General features: G+C 64.3%; 16 protein-coding genes. 8 read left to right on the top strand and 8 right to left on the bottom strand.

The window, feature by feature from the left end:
• Nucleotides 1-69: 69 nt before the first annotated feature.
• Both tgt and queA read right to left on the bottom strand, forming a co-directional pair.
• Nucleotides 70-1281, bottom strand: a complete 1212-nt coding sequence (gene tgt / locus C2L66_RS13325; protein WP_060599700.1) for a tRNA guanosine(34) transglycosylase Tgt — start codon at nt 1279-1281, stop codon at nt 70-72.
• An 83-nt stretch (nt 1282-1364) separates the two neighbouring features.
• The gene (gene queA / locus C2L66_RS13320) at nt 1365-2426 is read right to left on the bottom strand and encodes a tRNA preQ1(34) S-adenosylmethionine ribosyltransferase-isomerase QueA (protein ID WP_060599701.1); all 1062 of its coding nucleotides are present in this window, start codon (nt 2424-2426) and stop codon (nt 1365-1367) included.
• A 194-nt stretch (nt 2427-2620) separates the two neighbouring features.
• Here queA and recG point away from each other — a divergent pair, with 194 nt between their 5' ends.
• The 7 genes from recG to ubiA all read left to right on the top strand — a co-directional run bounded on the left by recG (nt 2621) and on the right by ubiA (nt 9718).
• On the top strand, nt 2621-4846 hold the full coding sequence (gene recG / locus C2L66_RS13315; RefSeq protein WP_060599702.1) for an ATP-dependent DNA helicase RecG: 2226 nt from the start codon (nt 2621-2623) through the stop codon (nt 4844-4846).
• A gap of 125 nt (nt 4847-4971) precedes the next feature.
• Nucleotides 4972-5931: a LysR substrate-binding domain-containing protein gene (locus tag C2L66_RS13310; protein WP_054928922.1), complete on the top strand. Its 960-nt coding sequence runs from the start codon at nt 4972-4974 to the stop codon at nt 5929-5931.
• Between the two features lie 178 nt (nt 5932-6109).
• Entirely contained in the window at nt 6110-6244 is a 135-nt protein-coding gene (locus C2L66_RS42145; RefSeq protein ID WP_257722138.1) for a hypothetical protein, read from the top strand.
• Nucleotides 6245-6331: 87 nt separating this feature from the next.
• Nucleotides 6332-7786: a catalase gene (locus tag C2L66_RS13305; protein ID WP_060599703.1), complete on the top strand. Its 1455-nt coding sequence runs from the start codon at nt 6332-6334 to the stop codon at nt 7784-7786.
• A 53-nt stretch (nt 7787-7839) separates the two neighbouring features.
• Nucleotides 7840-8016: a hypothetical protein gene (locus tag C2L66_RS40635; protein ID WP_158512152.1), complete on the top strand. Its 177-nt coding sequence runs from the start codon at nt 7840-7842 to the stop codon at nt 8014-8016.
• A gap of 171 nt (nt 8017-8187) precedes the next feature.
• A complete protein-coding gene (locus tag C2L66_RS13300) occupies nt 8188-8676 on the top strand; it encodes a Dps family protein (RefSeq protein ID WP_007578627.1) in 489 nt (162 codons plus the stop codon).
• A 178-nt stretch (nt 8677-8854) separates the two neighbouring features.
• Nucleotides 8855-9718, top strand: coding sequence for a 4-hydroxybenzoate octaprenyltransferase (gene ubiA / locus C2L66_RS13295; protein WP_060599704.1), 864 nt, complete (start codon nt 8855-8857; stop codon nt 9716-9718).
• A gap of 70 nt (nt 9719-9788) precedes the next feature.
• On the opposite strand, the gene proC is transcribed toward ubiA, so the two are convergent.
• The 6 genes from proC to C2L66_RS13265 all read right to left on the bottom strand — a co-directional run bounded on the left by proC (nt 9789) and on the right by C2L66_RS13265 (nt 16893).
• Entirely contained in the window at nt 9789-10604 is an 816-nt protein-coding gene (proC, locus tag C2L66_RS13290; protein WP_054928919.1) for a pyrroline-5-carboxylate reductase, read from the bottom strand.
• A 13-nt stretch (nt 10605-10617) separates the two neighbouring features.
• Nucleotides 10618-11316: a YggS family pyridoxal phosphate-dependent enzyme gene (locus tag C2L66_RS13285; RefSeq protein ID WP_060599705.1), complete on the bottom strand. Its 699-nt coding sequence runs from the start codon at nt 11314-11316 to the stop codon at nt 10618-10620.
• A gap of 118 nt (nt 11317-11434) precedes the next feature.
• Nucleotides 11435-12661 carry a glycolate oxidase subunit GlcF gene (gene glcF / locus C2L66_RS13280; RefSeq protein WP_054928917.1) on the bottom strand — a complete coding sequence of 409 codons (1227 nt, stop codon included), beginning with the start codon at nt 12659-12661 and terminating at the stop codon, nt 11435-11437.
• A 7-nt stretch (nt 12662-12668) separates the two neighbouring features.
• Entirely contained in the window at nt 12669-13757 is a 1089-nt protein-coding gene (gene glcE / locus C2L66_RS13275; protein ID WP_060599706.1) for a glycolate oxidase subunit GlcE, read from the bottom strand.
• Between the two features lie 145 nt (nt 13758-13902).
• Nucleotides 13903-15408: an FAD-linked oxidase C-terminal domain-containing protein gene (locus C2L66_RS13270; RefSeq protein ID WP_036002789.1), complete on the bottom strand. Its 1506-nt coding sequence runs from the start codon at nt 15406-15408 to the stop codon at nt 13903-13905.
• Nucleotides 15409-15480: 72 nt separating this feature from the next.
• The gene (locus tag C2L66_RS13265) at nt 15481-16893 is read right to left on the bottom strand and encodes an FAD-binding oxidoreductase (RefSeq protein ID WP_060602468.1); all 1413 of its coding nucleotides are present in this window, start codon (nt 16891-16893) and stop codon (nt 15481-15483) included.
• 193 nt (nt 16894-17086) lie between these two features.
• On the opposite strand from C2L66_RS13265, the gene C2L66_RS13260 reads away from it, so the two are divergent.
• Entirely contained in the window at nt 17087-17665 is a 579-nt protein-coding gene (locus C2L66_RS13260; protein ID WP_060602470.1) for a cob(I)yrinic acid a,c-diamide adenosyltransferase, read from the top strand.

Below are 17665 nucleotides of genomic sequence, written 5' to 3'. Positions count from 1 at the left end.
CGAAAGTTAATTGTAATGTCTGACGCGCTATGTGGGAGAACGGTTTTTACGCGCCGCCCGATGCCGCGTTTAACCCTGCTCCGTTCCGCGCGCCCGGTTTTCGTGAAACACCTTTCTGAACGCGTCGAACATCTGGGCGTCGATGGCGTCGCGCATTTCCTGCATCAGTTCGAGGTAGTAGTGCAGGTTGTGGATCGTGTTCAGTTGCGCGCCGAGAATCTCGCCGACGCGATGCAGATGGTGCAGATAGCCGCGCGTGAAGTTGCGGCACGTGTAGCAGCCGCATTGCTCGTCGAGCGGACGCAGCGAGTTCTTGTGCGTGGCGTTGCGGATCTTGATGTCGCCGAAACGCGTGAAGAGCCAGCCGTTGCGCGCGTTGCGGGTCGGCATCACGCAGTCGAACATGTCGACGCCCGCTGAAACGCCCGCCACGAGGTCTTCCGGCGTGCCGACGCCCATCAGGTAGTGCGGCTTGTCGGCGGGCAGCTTCGGGCCGATATGGTTCAGCACGCGCATCATGTCTTCCTTCGGCTCGCCGACGGACAACCCGCCGATCGCGAGGCCGTGAAAGCCGATTTCCGCCAGCCCCGCGAGCGATTCGTCGCGCAGGTCTTCGAACATGCCGCCCTGAACGATGCCGAACAGCGCGTTCGGATTGCCGAGCCGGTTGAATTCGTCGATCGAGCGTTTTGCCCAGCGCATCGACATGCGCATCGAATCGGCGGCGTCCTGGTGCGACGTGGGCACGCCGTTGGTCGCGTAGGGCGTGCATTCATCGAACTGCATCACGACGTCCGAGTTCAGCACCTTCTGGATCTGCATCGACACTTCCGGCGACAGGAACAGCTTGTCGCCGTTGATCGGCGACGCGAACGTCACGCCGTCTTCCGTGATCTTGCGCAGGTCGCCGAGCGAAAACACCTGGAAGCCGCCGGAATCCGTGAGAATCGGCCGCTTCCAGCCCATGAAGCCGTGCAGGCCGCCGTGCGCCGCGATCGTTTCCAGTCCGGGGCGCAGCCACAGATGGAAAGTGTTGCCGAGGATGATCTGCGCGCGGATTTCTTCGAGCTCGCGCGGCTGGATCGCCTTGACGGTGCCGTACGTGCCGACGGGCATGAAGATCGGCGTTTCGATTACGCCGTGGTTCAGCGTCAGACGGCCGCGGCGCGCCTGGCCATCGGTCTTGAGCAGCTCGAATTTGAGGCCGTTGTCGGGGCGAACGTGATCGCCAAGGTAGGCGCCGTGATCGGCGCTTGCAGCGTTGTTATGACCGTCGGTCATCTTCTGGTACTCCCGTGCAACCGAAAAACAGTCCGGCGCAATTGAAGAACGCCGCCGGAAGGTGTCCGGCGGCGGTTGATGGATTATGCGTTAAGCGCGTCGTCGTTGCGCGTAAGCAGCATTGCGTCGCCGTAGCTGAAAAACCGGTATCGCTCGTCGATGGCATGCCGGTACGCCGCGCGGATCGTGTCGATGCCCGCAAACGCCGACACCAGCATCAGCAGCGTCGACTTCGGCAGGTGGAAATTCGTCACCAGCCGGTCGACCACGCGGAACCGATAGCCCGGCGTGATGAAGATATCCGTCTCGGCGCTCGTCGCGGCGAGCGGCTGGCCAGCGGCGTCGGCGTCGCGCGCGGCGGCTTCCAGCGCGCGCATCGACGTCGTGCCGACCGCGATCACGCGGTTGCCGCGCGCCTTCGTCGCCGCGATCCTGTCGACCAGCGACTGCGGCAACTGATACCACTCGCTATGCATCTTGTGCTCGGCGATATTCTCGACGCGCACCGGCTGGAACGTGCCCGCGCCGACGTGCAGCGTGAGCGTCGCGCGCTCGACGCCCTTCGCGTCGAGGCGCGCAAAGATCGAATCGTCGAAATGCAGGCCGGCCGTCGGCGCCGCGACCGCGCCCGGATTTTGGGCGTAGACCGTCTGGTAGCGCGTTTCATCGAACGCGTCGGGGTCGTGCTCGATATACGGCGGCAACGGCAGGCGGCCGAACTGCTCGATCAGCGTCAGGCAGTCGTCGGGGAAGTGCAGCGTGTAGAACGGCTCGACGCGTTCGCCGACGGTGACGTCGAAGGCGTCGGCGAGGCGCAGCACGGTGCCCGCGCCCGGGCTTTTGCTCGCGCGGATCTGCGCGAGCGCGGTGCGCTCGCCCGTCAGCCGCTCGATCAGCACTTCGATCTTGCCGCCACTGGCCTTCTGGCCGATGAAGCGCGCCTTCAGAACCTTGGTATCGTTGAAGACGAGCAGATCGCCGGACTCGATGCAGTCGGGCAGGTCGGCAAAACGGCGATCGGCGAGCGTCGCGGGCGAAGTTTGCCCGTTCACTTCGAGCAGGCGGCTCGCGCTGCGCTGGGGCAACGCGACTTGCGCAATCAACTCGGGCGGCAGGTCGAAATCGAAATCGGAAAGCGTGAACATGCGGACTGGCTTGATGCGGTACTTGACGGGATTGCCCCCGGACGAACGCGCGGCTGATTCAACAGCGTCTACGACAGCGCCCGTCGAGCGGCTATGATTGCGGGACATTGCCGCAGCGGTCCTGCGTGCGCGCATCACTCACGCGCACTGGCCGTAAAACTTCTGAAGCCGATATTGTACTTGCGAAGCGACTCATGCCTTTGTCCGACACCCGTTCACCTGCCGAAACCGACGACGCCAGCGCCCCGAAGAAGCGCCGCGCCGCGCGGAGCAAGGCGGATGCGGACGTGACCCAGGCGCCCGGCGCGCCTGCTGCGGAAGGCGCGAAAAAGCCTGCCGCCGCGAAAAAGCCCACGCTCGCCAAAACGGCCGACAAACTCGCCAAGCTGGGCCTCACGCGCGATATCGATCTGGTGCTGCATCTGCCCTTGCGCTACGAGGACGAGACCTCGCTGACGCCGATCGGCGAGTTGCTGCCGGGCGGCATCGCGCAGACGGAAGGCGTGGTGTACGACAACGAGATCGCGTACCGGCCGCGTCGTCAGTTGCTGGTGAAGATGCGCGACGACGCGGGCGACGAACTGATCCTGCGTTTCCTCAATTTCTACGGCTCGCAGGTCAAGCAGATGTCGATCGGCGTGCGCCTGCGCGTGCGCGGCGACGTGCGCGGCGGCTTCTTCGGCATGGAGATGGTGCATCCGGCCGTGCGCGTCGTCGATGAAGACACGCCGCTGCCGCAGGCGCTCACGCCCGTCTATCCGAGCACGGCGGGCGTCTCGCAGGCGTATCTGCGCAAGGCGATCGACAATGCGCTGGCGCGCACGTCGCTGCCCGAATTGCTGCCGGAACCTGTCGAGCGGCAATATCTGCGGCCGCTGGATGTTCCGCAACTGATGGACGCCGTGCGCACGCTGCATCATCCGGATTCGCATTCGGACGAGACGGCGCTGATCGACGGCACGCATCCCGCGTGGACGCGCATCAAGTTCGAGGAACTGCTCGCGCAGCAACTGTCGCTCAAGCGCGCGCACGAGGAGCGCCGCACGCGCGCCGCGCCCGCCATGCCGCGCCGCGAGCCGACCGATGAGGCGTCGCTGGTGACGCGTTTATTGAAGACCCTGCCGTTCGCGCTGACCAACGCCCAGCAGCGCGTGTGCGCGGAAATCGCGCAGGACCTGACGCAGCCGCATCCGATGCAGCGCCTGTTGCAAGGCGATGTCGGCAGCGGCAAGACGGTCGTCGCGGCGCTGGCCGCCGCGCAGGCCATCGACGCCGGTTATCAGGCCGCGATGATGGCGCCGACCGAAATCCTTGCCGAGCAGCATGCGCGCAAATTGCGCGGCTGGCTGGAGCCGCTCGGCGTATCGGTCGCGTGGCTCGCGGGCAGTCTGAAGACCAAGGAAAAGCGCAGCGCGATCGAAGCAGCCGCGCTGGGCACCGCGCAACTCGTGATCGGCACCCACGCGATCATTCAGGACGCGGTCGAATTCGCGCGCCTGGGCCTCGTGATCGTCGACGAACAGCATCGCTTCGGCGTCGAGCAACGGCTCGCGCTGCGCGCGAAGGCGCACAATGCCGCGGACGGCGCGCGCGATTTCCAGCCGCACCAGTTGATGATGTCGGCGACGCCGATTCCGCGCACGCTCGCGATGACTTACTACGCGGACCTCGACGTGTCGACGATCGACGAACTGCCGCCCGGCCGCACGCCGATCCTGACCAAGCTCGTCTCCGACGCGCGGCGCGAAGAAGTGATCGGCCGCGTGCGCGAGGCGGCGCTCACCGGCCGCCAGGTGTACTGGGTGTGTCCGCTGATCGAGGAAAGCGAGACGCTGCAATTGCAGACGGCCGTCGAAACTTACGAGACGCTGGTCGCCGCGCTGCCGGAACTGAAGGTCGGGCTGGTGCACGGGCGCCTCACGCCCGCCGAGAAAGCCACCGTGATGGACGCGTTCAGCCGCAACGAAGTGCAGTTGCTGGTCGCGACGACGGTGATCGAAGTGGGCGTCGACGTGCCGAATGCGTCGCTGATGGTGATCGAGCACGCGGAGCGCTTCGGCCTCGCGCAGTTGCACCAGTTGCGCGGGCGAGTGGGGCGCGGCAGCGCGGCATCCGTATGCGTGCTGCTGTACACCGGGCCGCTGTCGATGACAGCCCGCGCGCGGCTGCAGACCATGCGCGAAACCACCGACGGCTTCGAAATCGCCCGACGCGATCTCGAAATTCGCGGGCCGGGCGAGTTTCTCGGCGCGCGGCAGTCGGGCGCTGCGATGCTGCGCTTCGCCGATCTGGAAAACGACGGCTGGCTGATCGAGCCGGCGCGCGAAGCGGCTGCGACCTTGCTCCAGCAGTATCCGAACGTCGTGACGCAGCATCTTTTGCGCTGGCTGAACACGCGCGAACAGTATCTGAAAGCGTGATGAAGGGTGCGGCCGGAAGCGCTTGCGCGCCGCACAACGGCTGACTCCGGCTAGAAGGTTGGCGAATTGGCCCTATAGGTGTATAACAGAAACCTATCGAATCTATCGCCCTGATTGGTCCCCCAATGACCCTCACCGAACTGAAATATATCGTCGCGGTGGCGCGCGAGCGCCACTTCGGCCGCGCTGCAGAAGCGTGTTTTGTGAGCCAGCCGACGTTATCCGTCGCAATCAAGAAGCTCGAAGACGAGCTGAACGTGCAGATTTTCGAGCGCGGCACGAGCGAAGTCAGCGTCACGCCGATCGGCGAACAGATCGTCACGCAGGCGCAACGCGTGCTCGAACAGACCCTCGCCATCAAGGAAATCGCCAAGCAGGGCAAGGACCCGCTGGTCGGGCCGCTGCGCCTCGGCGTCATCTACACGATTGGACCGTACCTGCTGCCCACGCTGGTCAAGCAGATGATCAAGCGCGTCCCGCAGATGCCGCTGATGCTGCAGGAAAACTACACGCTCAAGCTGATCGAACTGCTCAAGCAAGGCGAGATCGACGTCGCGATCATGGCGCTGCCGTTTCCCGAAACGGGCCTGATGCTGCGCCCGCTGTACGACGAGCCGTTCGTCGTCGCGCTGCCGTCGGGTCACGCGTGGGAGTCGCGCAACAAGATCGACCCGAGCGATCTCAAGCAGGAAACCATGCTGCTGCTCGGCAGCGGGCATTGCTTCCGCGATCACGTGCTCGGCGTGTGCCCCGAACTGATGCGCTTCTCGCAGAACGCGGACGGCATCCAGAAGACCTTCGAAGGGTCGTCGCTGGAAACGATCCGGCATATGGTCGCGAGCGGCGTGGGCATTACCGTGCTGCCGCGCATGTCGGTGCACGAGGTGAAGCCGCACGCGGGCGGTGTCGATTCCGGGCTGCTCAGCTACGTGCCGTTCGATGAGCCGGTGCCGGACCGCCGCGTCGTGCTGGCGTGGCGCAAGAGTTTCACGCGGATGCCCGCCATCGACGCGATCTGCGACGCCATTTCGGCCTGCGATCTGCCGGGCGTGAAGAAGCTCGATTTACCCGCCGCAGTCAACTGAGTTACTGCCTTTGCGGCGACGCACGGGCAGCCGATGCTGCCGCTGCGTCGCCCGCCGCCTTCTGCATGAGGCGGCACCTATCGAATATATAAAATTAATCAAATCGCTGTTTTCGATAGTTTTCAATAAGATCTCCTCCATGGGTCGCAGCGACCTGCCACTACAAACGGAGGAAATCATGCAGCCATCCACGTCATCGCTGTTCAAGTCTGTTTCCCCATCGCCGCAGCAAGCGGCATCGAGCGGCAGCAACACGCCGGGCTTCAGGACCATCGCGTTCTCGCTGCTCGTCGATCGCGCACTGTCCGCCTGATCGCGCGCCCCACGTTTATTTCCCATTCGAAGTCGCCAGAACCGAATCAGCAGGACCGCATTCCTAAGGATCACCCGGAGAATAACTATGTCTGAACGCAACCTCACCACCGCCTCGGGCGCACCCGTTGCCGATAACCAGAACTCGCTGACGGCTGGCCCGCGCGGCCCCGTCGCGCTGCAGGACGTGTGGCTGATCGAAAAGCTCGCGCACTTCGACCGTGAAGTTATTCCCGAGCGCCGCGTTCACGCGAAGGGCTCGGGTGCGTTCGGCACGTTCAAGGTGACACACGACATCTCGCGCTACACGAAGGCGAAGGTGTTCGCACAAGTCGGCAAGGAAACGCCGCTGTTCATGCGCTTTTCGACGGTGGCGGGCGAGCGTGGCGCCGCCGACGCCGAGCGCGACGTGCGCGGCTTCTCGATCAAGTTCTACACGGAAGAGGGCAACTGGGACGTGGTGGGCAACAACACGCCCGTGTTCTTCATCCGCGATCCGTTGAAGTTTCCGGATTTCATCCACACGCAAAAGCGCGATCCGTACACGAACATGCGCAGCGCGACGAACGCGTGGGACTTCTTTTCGTATCATCCGGAGTCGTTGCATCAGGTGACGATCCTCATGAGCGATCGCGGCATTCCGAAGAATTATCGGCAGATGCACGGCTTCGGCTCGCACACGTACTCGTTCATCAACGCGGACAACGAGCGCTTCTGGGTGAAGTTCCACTTCAAGTCGATGCAGGGCGTCGAGAACTACACCGACCAGGAGGCCGCGCAAGTGGTCGCGCGCGATCGTGAAAGCGGGCAGCGTGACCTGGTCGGATCGATCGACGAGGGCAACTTCCCCAAGTGGCGCTTTCAGATCCAGGTGATGCCGGAAGCGGACGCAGCGCAGTACCGCTACAACCCGTTCGATGTTACGAAGGTGTGGCCGCACAAGGATTACCCGCTGATCGACGTCGGCGTGATCGAACTGAACCGCAACGCGCAGAACTACTTCTCGGATGTCGAGCAGGCGGCGTTCACGCCGGCGAATGTGGTGCCGGGCATCGGCTTCTCGCCGGACCGTCTGTTGCAAGGGCGTCTGTTCTCGTACGGCGACACGCAACGCTATCGCCTTGGCGTGAATCACCATCTGATTCCCGTCAACGCGTCACGTGCGCCGAACGTGCGCTCGTTCCATCGCGACGGCGGCATGCGTGTGGACGGCAATCTTGGCGGCAACGTGAACTACGAGCCGAACCGTTTCGGCGACTTCGCGCAGGACCGTAACGCGATCGAGCCGCCGCTCGCGGCAGGCAATGTCGATCACTACAACCATCGTGAGGACGACGACTACTACAGCCAGCCAGCCGCGCTGTTCCGGATTTTCGACGACGCGCAGCGTGCACGCCTGTTTAGCAACATCGCGCGGGCCATCGAAGGCGTGCCCGCCGATATCGTCGCGCGGCAGGTCGAGCACTTCCGCAAGATCGACCCGGCGTACGCGGACGGCGTGATTGCCGCAATCGAGGCGCTCGCGCAAGCGAACGCGAAGTAACGCTTCACGTCGTGGACGATGGCAATGGGCTGTCGTCCACAGGGAGAAAGATCATGGTTCAGATGGTGATGAATGCAGTCGGTTTTCAGCCAGCCAACGCTAGCGACACGCGAAGCGGCGCGCAACAGGTGAACGGCCCGGTGCTGTTCCAGAAGCTCGTGGGTTTCGCGATCCTCGCAAGCGGCTATGTGACGATCGTCGCAAGTCTGGTCCACGCAGTGCACGGATGACGAATCGCGCATGGCCGTGCGAGGGCTGGAAGGCATGAGCGGCGCGGTGTTGGGTCTCGCGAATGGTTGTCGGTTCTACGATAAACTGGCGGGCGTTCGAGCGTTGAACGATTGCACACGCGCAGTTCCGGGCATGCAGACCGGTTCGTATCACTCTTAAAAGGAGTCATCATGGCCAAGAAAGAAGCCGTACAGCACGTCAATATTGGTATCAGCGACAAGGATCGCAAGAAAATCGCAGAAGGTCTCTCGCGCCTTCTCGCCGACACTTACACGCTTTATCTGAAGACGCACAACTTCCATTGGAACGTCACGGGTCCGATGTTCAACACGCTGCATCTGATGTTCGAAACGCAGTACACGGAACTGGCCTTGGCTGTCGATCTGATCGCCGAGCGTATCCGCGCGCTGGGCGTCGCGGCGCCGGGCAGCTACAAGGAGTTCGCGAAGCTGTCGTCGATCGCTGAAGCGGACGGCGTGCCCGCCGCGGAAGACATGATCCGCCAGTTGGTGGAAGGCCAGGAATCGGTGGTGCGCACCGCGCGCGCGATCTTCCCGGTGACGGACGCGGCTCACGACGAGCCGACGGCCGACCTGCTGACGCAACGCATGCAGACGCACGAAAAGAACGCGTGGATGCTGCGTTCGATGCTGGCGTAACGCTATCGCGGCGTAGCGCAGGCGCTGGTTCGAAGCGCTTGCCGCCGCGCCGCAGAATGTGACAAGCAAAGCCCGGCGGGTCAGAGCCCGACGGGCTTTTGTTTTGTGCCTGCGTGTTCGAACGGGGCGGTCGCGCGCGCTGCTCTAAAATACGGGAATCGTATCTTCGCGCACCGCCATGTTCGCCCGACTCCCGCTCTTTCTGCGCCTTGTCCGCATGGACAAGCCGATCGGCAGCCTGCTGCTGCTGTGGCCGACCCTCAACGCGTTGTGGATCGCGTCGGACGGTCATCCGTCGCCGTCCTTGCTGGTGATCTTCGCGCTCGGCACGATACTGATGCGCTCGGCCGGCTGCGCGATCAACGACTACGCGGATCGCGACTTCGATCGCTACGTGAAGCGCACTGAGAACCGGCCGATCACCTCAGGCAAGATCAAGGCATGGGAAGCCGTGGCGCTGGCAGCGGGGCTTTCGCTGATCGCGTTCCTGTTGATCCTGCCGCTCAATGCGCTGACGAAGGAATTGTCGGTGGCCGCGCTGTTCGTCGCGGGCACGTATCCGTTCACGAAGCGCTTCTTTGCGATTCCACAGGCGTATCTGGGCATCGCGTTCGGCTTCGGCATTCCGATGGCGTTCGCCGCCATCCAGAACCAGGTGCCGCTGCTCGCGTGGGTGATGCTGGTTGCGAACGTGTTCTGGTCGGTCGCGTACGACACCGAATACGCGATGGTGGATCGCGACGACGACATCAAGATCGGCATCCGCACGTCTGCACTGACGTTCGGCCGCCTCGACGTGCTCGCGATCATGCTCTGCTACGCGGCGACGCTCGGTATCTACGTCGGCATCGGCGTTGCACTCGGCTTCGGCGTGCTGTACTGGATCGGTCTTGCCGCGGCGGCGGGTTGTGCCGTCTATCACTACACGCTGATCAAGAACCGTGAACGCATGCCGTGCTTCGCGGCGTTCCGGCACAACAACTGGCTCGGCGGCGCGCTGTTCGCGGGCATTGCCGCGCATTACGCGGCAAAGGCGTTCTAGACGTTTTTGTCCAGCGTGACGAGCGCGCGCATTGCCGCTTCGTCACGCCGTGCCACAGAGGCAAGCGACTTCACTGCTTGCCGAATTCCTCGCCCATTTCGCGCGCGCGCGCGTCCGCAGCCAGTGCGCCGCGTACGATTGCATCCTTCACGCCCTGCGCGTCGAACGCAGCGAGCGCGGCGGCCGTCGTGCCGCCCTTCGACGTTACCCGCTCGCGCAGCACGCTGGCCGGCTCGCCCGACTGCGCGGCGAGTTGCGCCGCGCCCGTGAACGTCGCGACGGCCAGCGCGCGGCCTTGCTCTTCGTCCATGCCGAGCTGGCGCGCTGCTTCCTGCATCGCCTCGATGAAATAGAACACGTAGGCGGGGCCGCTGCCGGAGATCGCGGTGACGGCGTCGATCTTTGCTTCGTCGTCGAACCACACCGTTTGGCCGACCGCGCCGAGCACCTGCGAGGCCAGTTCGCGTCCCGCCGCATCGACGCCTTCCATCGCGACCAGTCCGGTCACGCCCATGCCGATCAGGGCGGGCGTGTTCGGCATGGTGCGCACGAGACGGGCGTGCCCGCCGAGCCAGCGCCCGAGGTCCGCGCCGCGAATGCCCGCGACGATGCTGATGACGAGTTGCGAAGCCGACAGGTGCGGCGCAAGCGCAGCGGCGACGTCTTTGACGATCTGCGGCTTCACGGCGAGCACGATGGCATCGAACGATTGCAGCGATGCGTCCACCGACGCGCTCGTGCCGATGTCGAATTGCTGCTCGCTGCGCTTGCGCGCGTCTTCGTTCGGATCGATTGCGCGGATATCCGACGGCGTAACGCCACGCTTGATCAGACCGCCGATGAGTGCAGCGGCCATGTTGCCGCCGCCGATGAAGGCAATTTTCATGATGTTCAGAAGTTCAGTGAGAGTAATCGCGGGCGCCGAAGATCGCGGTGCCGATGCGCACGATGGTCGCGCCTTCGAGCACGGCAGCTTCGAGATCGCCTGACATGCCCATCGACAGCGTGTCGAGTTCGAGACCTTCCGCGCGCAGTTTGTCGAACAGCTCGCGCAACGCCCGATGCGGCACGCGTTGCTGCTCGACGTCGCCCGCCGGTTCGGGAATCGCCATCAGGCCGCGCAGCCGCAGCCGGGGCAGCGCGGCGATCTGGCGTGCGACCTCGATGGCTTGGTCCGGCAGCACGCCGCTCTTCGATGCCTCGCCGCTGATGTTCACCTGCAAGCACACATTGAGCGGCGGCAGCGCATCGGGCCGCTGCTCCGACAAACGCTGCGCGATTTTCAGCCGGTCGACGGAATGCACCCAGTCGAAGTTTTCGGCGACGGGACGCGTCTTGTTCGATTGCAGCGGGCCGATGAAATGCCAAACGAGCGATGCGCGCAGATCGGACAGCGCCTCGATTTTCGTCAGCGCTTCTTGCACGTAGTTTTCACCGAACGCGCGCTGACCCGCGGCATGCGCGGCGCGAACGTCTTCAGCGGGGAACGTCTTGGAGACGGCCAGCAGCGCAACGGAACGCGGATCGCGGCCCGCGACCTGCGCGGCGAGGGCGATGCGCTGATGCACGGCGTCGAGATTGTGAGCGAGAGCGGGCATGAAACGTTGAGTACCGGTTCAAGGGGCGACGTATCGAATTATACGGACGCCGCCCGCACGTCACGACCTGGCCGAACGGCCAGGTTGCGCGCAATCCGTCCGTCACCGATGCTGTCGATCAGGACGCGAGCATGTGCTCGACGAGTTCGACCCAATGCACGACAGGCGTGGAGGTGCCGCTTTGCAGATGCGCAATGCAACCCACATTCGCAGACACGATGATCTGTGGCTCCTGTGCCTTCAGCTTTTCCAGCTTCTGGTTGCGCAATGCGTACGAAAGCGCGGGCTGCGTGAGCGAATAGGTACCAGCGGAGCCGCAACACAGATGGCTGTCGGCGGGCAGCCTGACGTCGATGCCGAGCGCGCTCAGCAGGTGCTCGACCTTGCCGCGGATCTGCTGGCCATGTTGCAGCGTGCAGGGCGGGTGATACGCAACCGTATGAATGGCGCGGCGGCGCGTAAGCGGCGTCAGCGCTTCTTCGAAGTCCGGCAGGATTTCACTGATGTCGCGTGTCAGTTCAACAATGCGTTTCGCCTTTTCCGCATAGACGGCGTCGTTGCGCATCAGGTGCGCGTATTCCTTGACCGTCGCGCCGCAGCCGGACGCATTCATCACGATCGCTTCAGCGCCTTGTTCGACATACGGCCACCACGCGTCGATGTTCTGCCGTACGTCGTCGAGCGCCTCGTCGTTGTAGCCGAGGTGCAGGCGGATCGCGCCGCAACAGCCCGCTTCCGGTGCAATCACGGTCTGAATGCCGAGCGCGTCCAGCACGCGCGCCGTCGCAATGTTGACGTTCGGCATCATCGAAGGCTGCACGCAGCCCGCCAGCATCAACATCTTGCGCGGATGCGTGGCCGTCGGCCATTCGAGCTGGCGTTGCCGTTGCGGCACCTTGTCGCGGAGTTTCTTCGGCAGCAACGGACGGAAGTGCTGGCCAAGCCGCATCGCGGGCGTGAACAGCGTGCTGTTCGGCACGAAGCTCGCCAGCATCCGGCGCATCAGGCGCTGGCCGAACGGGCGGGGCACTTTCTCTTCGGTGAGCTTGCGGCCTATCTCGACCAGCTTCCCGTATTGCACGCCGGAAGGGCAGGTCGATTCGCAGTTGCGGCAGGTCAGGCAGCGGTCCAGATGCAGCTGCGTGCTGCGCGTGACGGGCGTGCCTTCCACCATCTGCTTGATCAGATAGATGCGCCCGCGCGGACCGTCAAGCTCGTCGCCAAGCAGCTGATAGGTCGGGCAGGTGGCCGTGCAAAAGCCGCAATGCACGCATTTACGCAGGATGGCGTCGGCTTCTTCACCGTCCGGCGTGTTGCGCATGAAGTCGGCGAGATTGGTTTGCATCAGGCGCTCAGAAGTCGGAGTACAACCGGCCGCGGTTGAAGATGCGGGCCGGGTCGAAGGCAGCTTTCAGGCCGCGATGGATTTTCATCAGCGGTGCGGGCAGCGGCGTGAACACGCCTGCGCCGCGGTCGTAGCCGAGGCCGGTGCGGAAGATCGTCGCATGGCCGCCCGCCTGTTTCGCGCTGATGCGCACGGTCTGCGCGTCAGCGTCGGTGATCCACCAGCGTTGCGCGCCGCCCCATTCCATCAGTTGCGCTCCGGGCAGCTGCAGCGGCTCGGTGATGGTCGGCAGGGCGAGGCGCCAGAGCGCGGACTTCGGCGCGATCGCCGCGAAAAACGGATCGGTCTGTTCGCGCAGGCCTGCCCAGAAGCGTTCGGCCTCGACGGCGTCGACCACTTCGCCGCCCAGCGACGTGCGCGCCGACTTGACGGCCGCCTCTGCGCCACCCAGCCGCACGGCGAGCGTGCCGTGTCGCCACGCGCTGCCCGTGATGGGAAGCGGGCGGCCGCCCCATTCGTTGAGCTTGCGGACGGCATCGGTGCCGTTCATGTCGAACTTGAGCGTCGCTTCGGCCTTCGGGCGCGGCAGCACCTTGACGGACAATTCGAGAATCAGCCCGAGCGTTCCTAGAGAGCCTGCCATCAGACGCGACACGTCGTAACCGGCCACGTTTTTCACGACCTGCCCGCCGAACGTCAGCACCTGGCCCTGGCCGTTCATGACGACGGCGCCGAGCACGAAGTCGCGCGCCGCGCCCGCTGAATGACGGCGCGGACCGGCGATGCCAGCCGCGATGCAGCCGCCAAGCGTGGCTTGGGGGCCGAAGTGAGGCGGCTCGAAAGCGAGCATCTGGTCGTGTTCGGCAAGCGCCGCTTCGATTTCGAGGAGCGGCGTGCCGGCGCGCGCGGTGATGACCAGCTCGGCCGGATCGTAGGCGATGATGCCGCGATGCGCGCGCGTGTCGAGGACCTCACCCTGCAATGACTGGCCGTACCAGTCCTTCGTGCCACCGCCACGGATGCGAATCGGCTGCTGCGCGGCCGTCGCCGTGCGAACCCGTTCCGACCACGCGGCGACGATGTCGTCCTCTTTCATGGTGCGTTGCTTCGTTGTAGTGCTTTCGATTGTACCGAGGCAAGCCGCGCTCGCAACCCGGTTCGGACCCGTATGAAACGGACTGCTGCGCTTATGCGTTATGTCGGTTGATCGGCGTGCATGGTCGGGCCGTGCAAGAAAGTGCTCAAAAACGAGGCAGGTCGGGGTGGGGCAGCAAGCCCCCGCGCACATGCATCTTGCCGTACTCGGCACAGCGGGCGCGCGTCGGGATACCCTTGTCGGGGTTGAGCAGGCAGGCGGGATCGAAGGCGCGCTTGACTGCATGGAACGCATCGCGTTCTTCCGGCGAAAACTGCACGCACATCGAATTGATTTTCTCGATGCCCACGCCATGTTCGCCCGTCACCGTGCCACCCAGCTCGACGCATGTTTCGAGAATGTCGCAGCCGAACGCCTCGGCGCGGTGCCACTCGTCGAGATCGTTGCCGTTGAACAGGATCAGCGGATGCATGTTGCCGTCGCCCGCATGGAACACGTTGATACAGCGCAGGTTGTACTTCTTTTCCATCGCTTCGATGCGCGCGAGCAGCGGCCCGATGCTGCGGCGCGGCACGGTGCCGTCCATGCAGTAGTAGTCGGGCGAAATGCGGCCGGCAGCCGGGAATGCATTTTTGCGGCCCGACCAGAAGCGCAGCCGCTCAGCTTCCGTGCGCGAAATCTGGATGCGTGTTGCGCCATGCTCGCGCAATACGGCCGTCATCCGGACGATTTCCTCGCTGACTTCCTCGGGCGTGCCGTCCGATTCACACAGCAGAATGGCGGCTGCGTCGAGGTCGTAGCCCGCCTGCACGAATTCCTCGACGGCGCGCGTGGCCGGCTTGTCCATCATCTCGAGACCGGCGGGGATGATGCCTGCGGCGACGATGCCCGCGACGGCATCGCCGCCTTTCACGACGTCGTCGAAACTCGCCATGATGACCTGCGCGGCCTGCGGCTTGGGAATCAGCTTGACCGTGACTTCCGTGACGATCGCGAACATGCCTTCGCTGCCGATCACGACAGCGAGCAGATCGAGACCCGGCGCGTCCGGGCTGAGCGAGCCGAACTCGACGATTTCGCCTTCCATCGTGACGGCACGCACGCGCATGACGTTATGCACGGTCAGTCCGTACTTCAGGCAGTGCACGCCGCCGGAGTTTTCGGCGACGTTGCCGCCGATCGTGCAGGCGATCTGCGACGAAGGGTCGGGCGCATAGTAGAGCCCATAAGGCGCGGCTGCTTCCGAGATCGACAGGTTGCGTACGCCCGGCTGCACGGTTGCCGTGCGGGCGTACGGATCGACTTCGATGATCTTGCGAAAGCGCGCGAGCGACACGACGACGCCATGCCGAATCGGCATTGCGCCGCCCGACAGGCTCGTGCCCGCGCCGCGCGGCACGATCGGCACATTCAGCCTGTGGCAGATCTGCACGATGCGCTGCACCTGCGATTCCGTTTCGGGCAACGCGACGGCCAGTGGCAGGCGCCGGTACGCGGCCAGACCGTCGCACTCGTACGCAACCGTGTCTTCCTCGCGATACAAAAGGCAATGCGTAGGGAGTACGGCCATCAAGGCCTGCACGACTTCGCGCTGACGTTGCGCGAGCATCTCGGGCGACAGTTCGGGGGACAGCTCGCCGGGTGCGTTCATGGAATGTCTCCTCCATCGACGGCCGCGCGCGCACCGTTGCGCTGCGCAGCCTGCTTTACGGTTACGCCCGGCCTAGGCCCACGTAAAGATCTTGCCCGGATTCATCAGGTTGCGCGGGTCGAGCGAATGCTTGATCGAGCGCATCACGTCCACGGCGACGGGGCCATGTTCTTCGACCAGAAAACCCATCTTGTGCAAACCCACGCCATGTTCGCCCGTGCAGGTGCCATCCATGCGCAGCGCGCGCTGTACGATGCGATGATTCAGGCGCTCCGCTTCCTCCAGCTCTTCCGGCTTGTTCGGGTCGATCAGCATGGCGACGTGGAAATTGCCGTCGCCGACGTGTCCGACGATCGGGCAAGGCAGCGGCGACGCCTTCAAATCCTCTTCCGTTTCGACCACGCATTCGGCAAGCCGCGAGATGGGCACGCAAACGTCGGTGGTGACGGCGCGGCTGCCGGGCTTGAGTTGCAGCATCGCAAAGTACGCGTTGTGACGCGCGTTCCACAGACGGCTGCGGTCTTCCGGGCGCGTCGCCCACTCGAAGCCTTCGCCGCTGTTCTGCGCGGCGATCTCCTGCACCAGCTCGGCCTGTTCCTTCACGCCGGCCTGCGTGCCGTGAAATTCGAAGAACAGCGTGGGCGCTTCGCGCAGCGTCAGGTTCGAATGACGGTTGATCGAGCGGATGGCGAGGGAATCGACGAACTCGACGCGCGCGATCGGCACGCCGAGCTGGATGGTTTCGATCACGGCGCGCACGGCGTCGCCCATCGAGGGGAACGTGCAGACAGCCGCCGATACCGCTTCGGGCTGCGGATACAGGCGCACGGTGATTTCGGTGATGACGCCGAGCGTGCCCTCCGAGCCGACGAACAGGCGCGTGAGGTCATAGCCCGCCGACGACTTGCGCGCGCGCGTGCCCGTCTGGGTCACGCGGCCGTCCGCGAGCACGACGGTCAGGCCCAGTACGTTTTCCCGCATCGTGCCGTAGCGCACGGCATTGGTGCCGGACGCGCGCGTCGCCGACATCCCGCCGATGCTCGCATCGGCGCCGGGGTCGATCGGGAAGAACAGGCCCGTGTCGCGCAACGCTTCATTCAACTGTTTGCGCGAAATGCCGGGCTCGACGGTGACGGTCAGGTCTTCCGCGTTGATCGACAGTACGCGGTTCATGCCCGAAAGATCGATCGACACGCCGCCTTGCACCGCGAGCAGATGGCCTTCGAGCGACGAACCGTTGCCATACGGAATGATGGGCACGTCGTATTCACCGCACAGCTTGACGATGCGCTGCACGTCTTCGGTGCTGTGCGCGAACACGACGGCGTCGGGCAGTTGCGGATCGAACGGCGACTCGTCGCGGCCGTGATGGGTTCGGACGGCTTCGGACGTGGATACGCGTTCGCCGAATGCCGCCTTGAGGGCAGTAAGAAGTTCAGGAGGAAAGGGGCGGCGCACGGTGGCGGGCGGCACGGGATGGTTCACCTGCGTCTCCTGTTGGCGAATATTCTGATGGTTGATGCCCATTTTACGCCCATCGACCGTTGGCGCGGCGTCATGCTTGCAGCGGGGCGGCAAGGGTTTAGCCCCATCATCCTTATAATGGACGGAAGCTTGACCGCGTGCTGCGATATATCCGCACGGACGCATCGCGGAACATTATGAGGACATGGACATCATGGGCAACCGCTTGAGCAAGATCGCGACGCGCACGGGCGACGACGGCACCACAGGTCTTGGCGACGGCAAGCGTGTGCGCAAGGACGACGCACGCATTGCCGCAATCGGCGACGTCGACGAGTTGAACTCGAACATCGGCGTGCTGCTGTGCGAAAGCTTGCCCGACGATGTCCGCGCCGCCCTCACGTCGATCCAGCACGATCTGTTCGATCTGGGCGGCGAGCTATGCATTCCGGGCCATTCGATGATTGCCGATGCCCATCTCGCGCAACTCGATGCGTGGCTAGCCCAATACAACGCGACGCTGCCGCCGCTCAAGGAGTTCATTTTGCCGGCAGGCACGCGCGCCGCTTCGCTTGCGCACGTGTGCCGCACGGTTTGCCGGCGCGCGGAACGCGCGATCGTCGCGCTCGGCGCTGTCGAGACGATCAACGATGCGCCGCGCCGGTATGTGAACCGGCTGTCCGATCTGCTGTTCGTGCTGGCACGTGTGCTGAACCGTGCGGACGGCGGCAGCGACGTGCTATGGCGGCATGACCGCAGCGCGAACAAGCCGGACACGCAGCGCGGCGAATAG

Origin of the sequence: Paraburkholderia caribensis, assembly GCF_002902945.1 — a bacterium.
Taxonomy (GTDB): Bacteria; Pseudomonadota; Gammaproteobacteria; order Burkholderiales; family Burkholderiaceae; genus Paraburkholderia; species Paraburkholderia caribensis.
This window is presented reverse-complemented; position numbering and strand designations above follow the sequence as displayed.

What these genes read in the sequence shown, in the direction of transcription:
- C2L66_RS42145 (WP_257722138.1), top strand. Translation starts at nt 6,110, where the DNA reads ATGCAGCCATCCACGTCATCGCTGTTCAAGTCTGTTTCCCCATCGCCG.
- tgt (WP_060599700.1), bottom strand. Translation starts at nt 1,281, where the DNA reads ATGACCGACGGTCATAACAACGCTGCAAGCGCCGATCACGGCGCCTAC.
- glcE (WP_060599706.1), bottom strand. Translation starts at nt 13,757, where the DNA reads ATGAAAGAGGACGACATCGTCGCCGCGTGGTCGGAACGGGTTCGCACG.
- C2L66_RS13285 (WP_060599705.1), bottom strand. Translation starts at nt 11,316, where the DNA reads ATGCCCGCTCTCGCTCACAATCTCGACGCCGTGCATCAGCGCATCGCC.
- proC (WP_054928919.1), bottom strand. Translation starts at nt 10,604, where the DNA reads ATGAAAATTGCCTTCATCGGCGGCGGCAACATGGCCGCTGCACTCATC.
- C2L66_RS13305 (WP_060599703.1), top strand. Translation starts at nt 6,332, where the DNA reads ATGTCTGAACGCAACCTCACCACCGCCTCGGGCGCACCCGTTGCCGAT.
- ubiA (WP_060599704.1), top strand. Translation starts at nt 8,855, where the DNA reads ATGTTCGCCCGACTCCCGCTCTTTCTGCGCCTTGTCCGCATGGACAAG.
- recG (WP_060599702.1), top strand. Translation starts at nt 2,621, where the DNA reads ATGCCTTTGTCCGACACCCGTTCACCTGCCGAAACCGACGACGCCAGC.
- glcF (WP_054928917.1), bottom strand. Translation starts at nt 12,661, where the DNA reads ATGCAAACCAATCTCGCCGACTTCATGCGCAACACGCCGGACGGTGAA.
- C2L66_RS13260 (WP_060602470.1), top strand. Translation starts at nt 17,087, where the DNA reads ATGGGCAACCGCTTGAGCAAGATCGCGACGCGCACGGGCGACGACGGC.
- C2L66_RS13270 (WP_036002789.1), bottom strand. Translation starts at nt 15,408, where the DNA reads ATGAACGCACCCGGCGAGCTGTCCCCCGAACTGTCGCCCGAGATGCTC.
- C2L66_RS13310 (WP_054928922.1), top strand. Translation starts at nt 4,972, where the DNA reads ATGACCCTCACCGAACTGAAATATATCGTCGCGGTGGCGCGCGAGCGC.
- queA (WP_060599701.1), bottom strand. Translation starts at nt 2,426, where the DNA reads ATGTTCACGCTTTCCGATTTCGATTTCGACCTGCCGCCCGAGTTGATT.
- C2L66_RS13300 (WP_007578627.1), top strand. Translation starts at nt 8,188, where the DNA reads ATGGCCAAGAAAGAAGCCGTACAGCACGTCAATATTGGTATCAGCGAC.
- C2L66_RS40635 (WP_158512152.1), top strand. Translation starts at nt 7,840, where the DNA reads ATGGTTCAGATGGTGATGAATGCAGTCGGTTTTCAGCCAGCCAACGCT.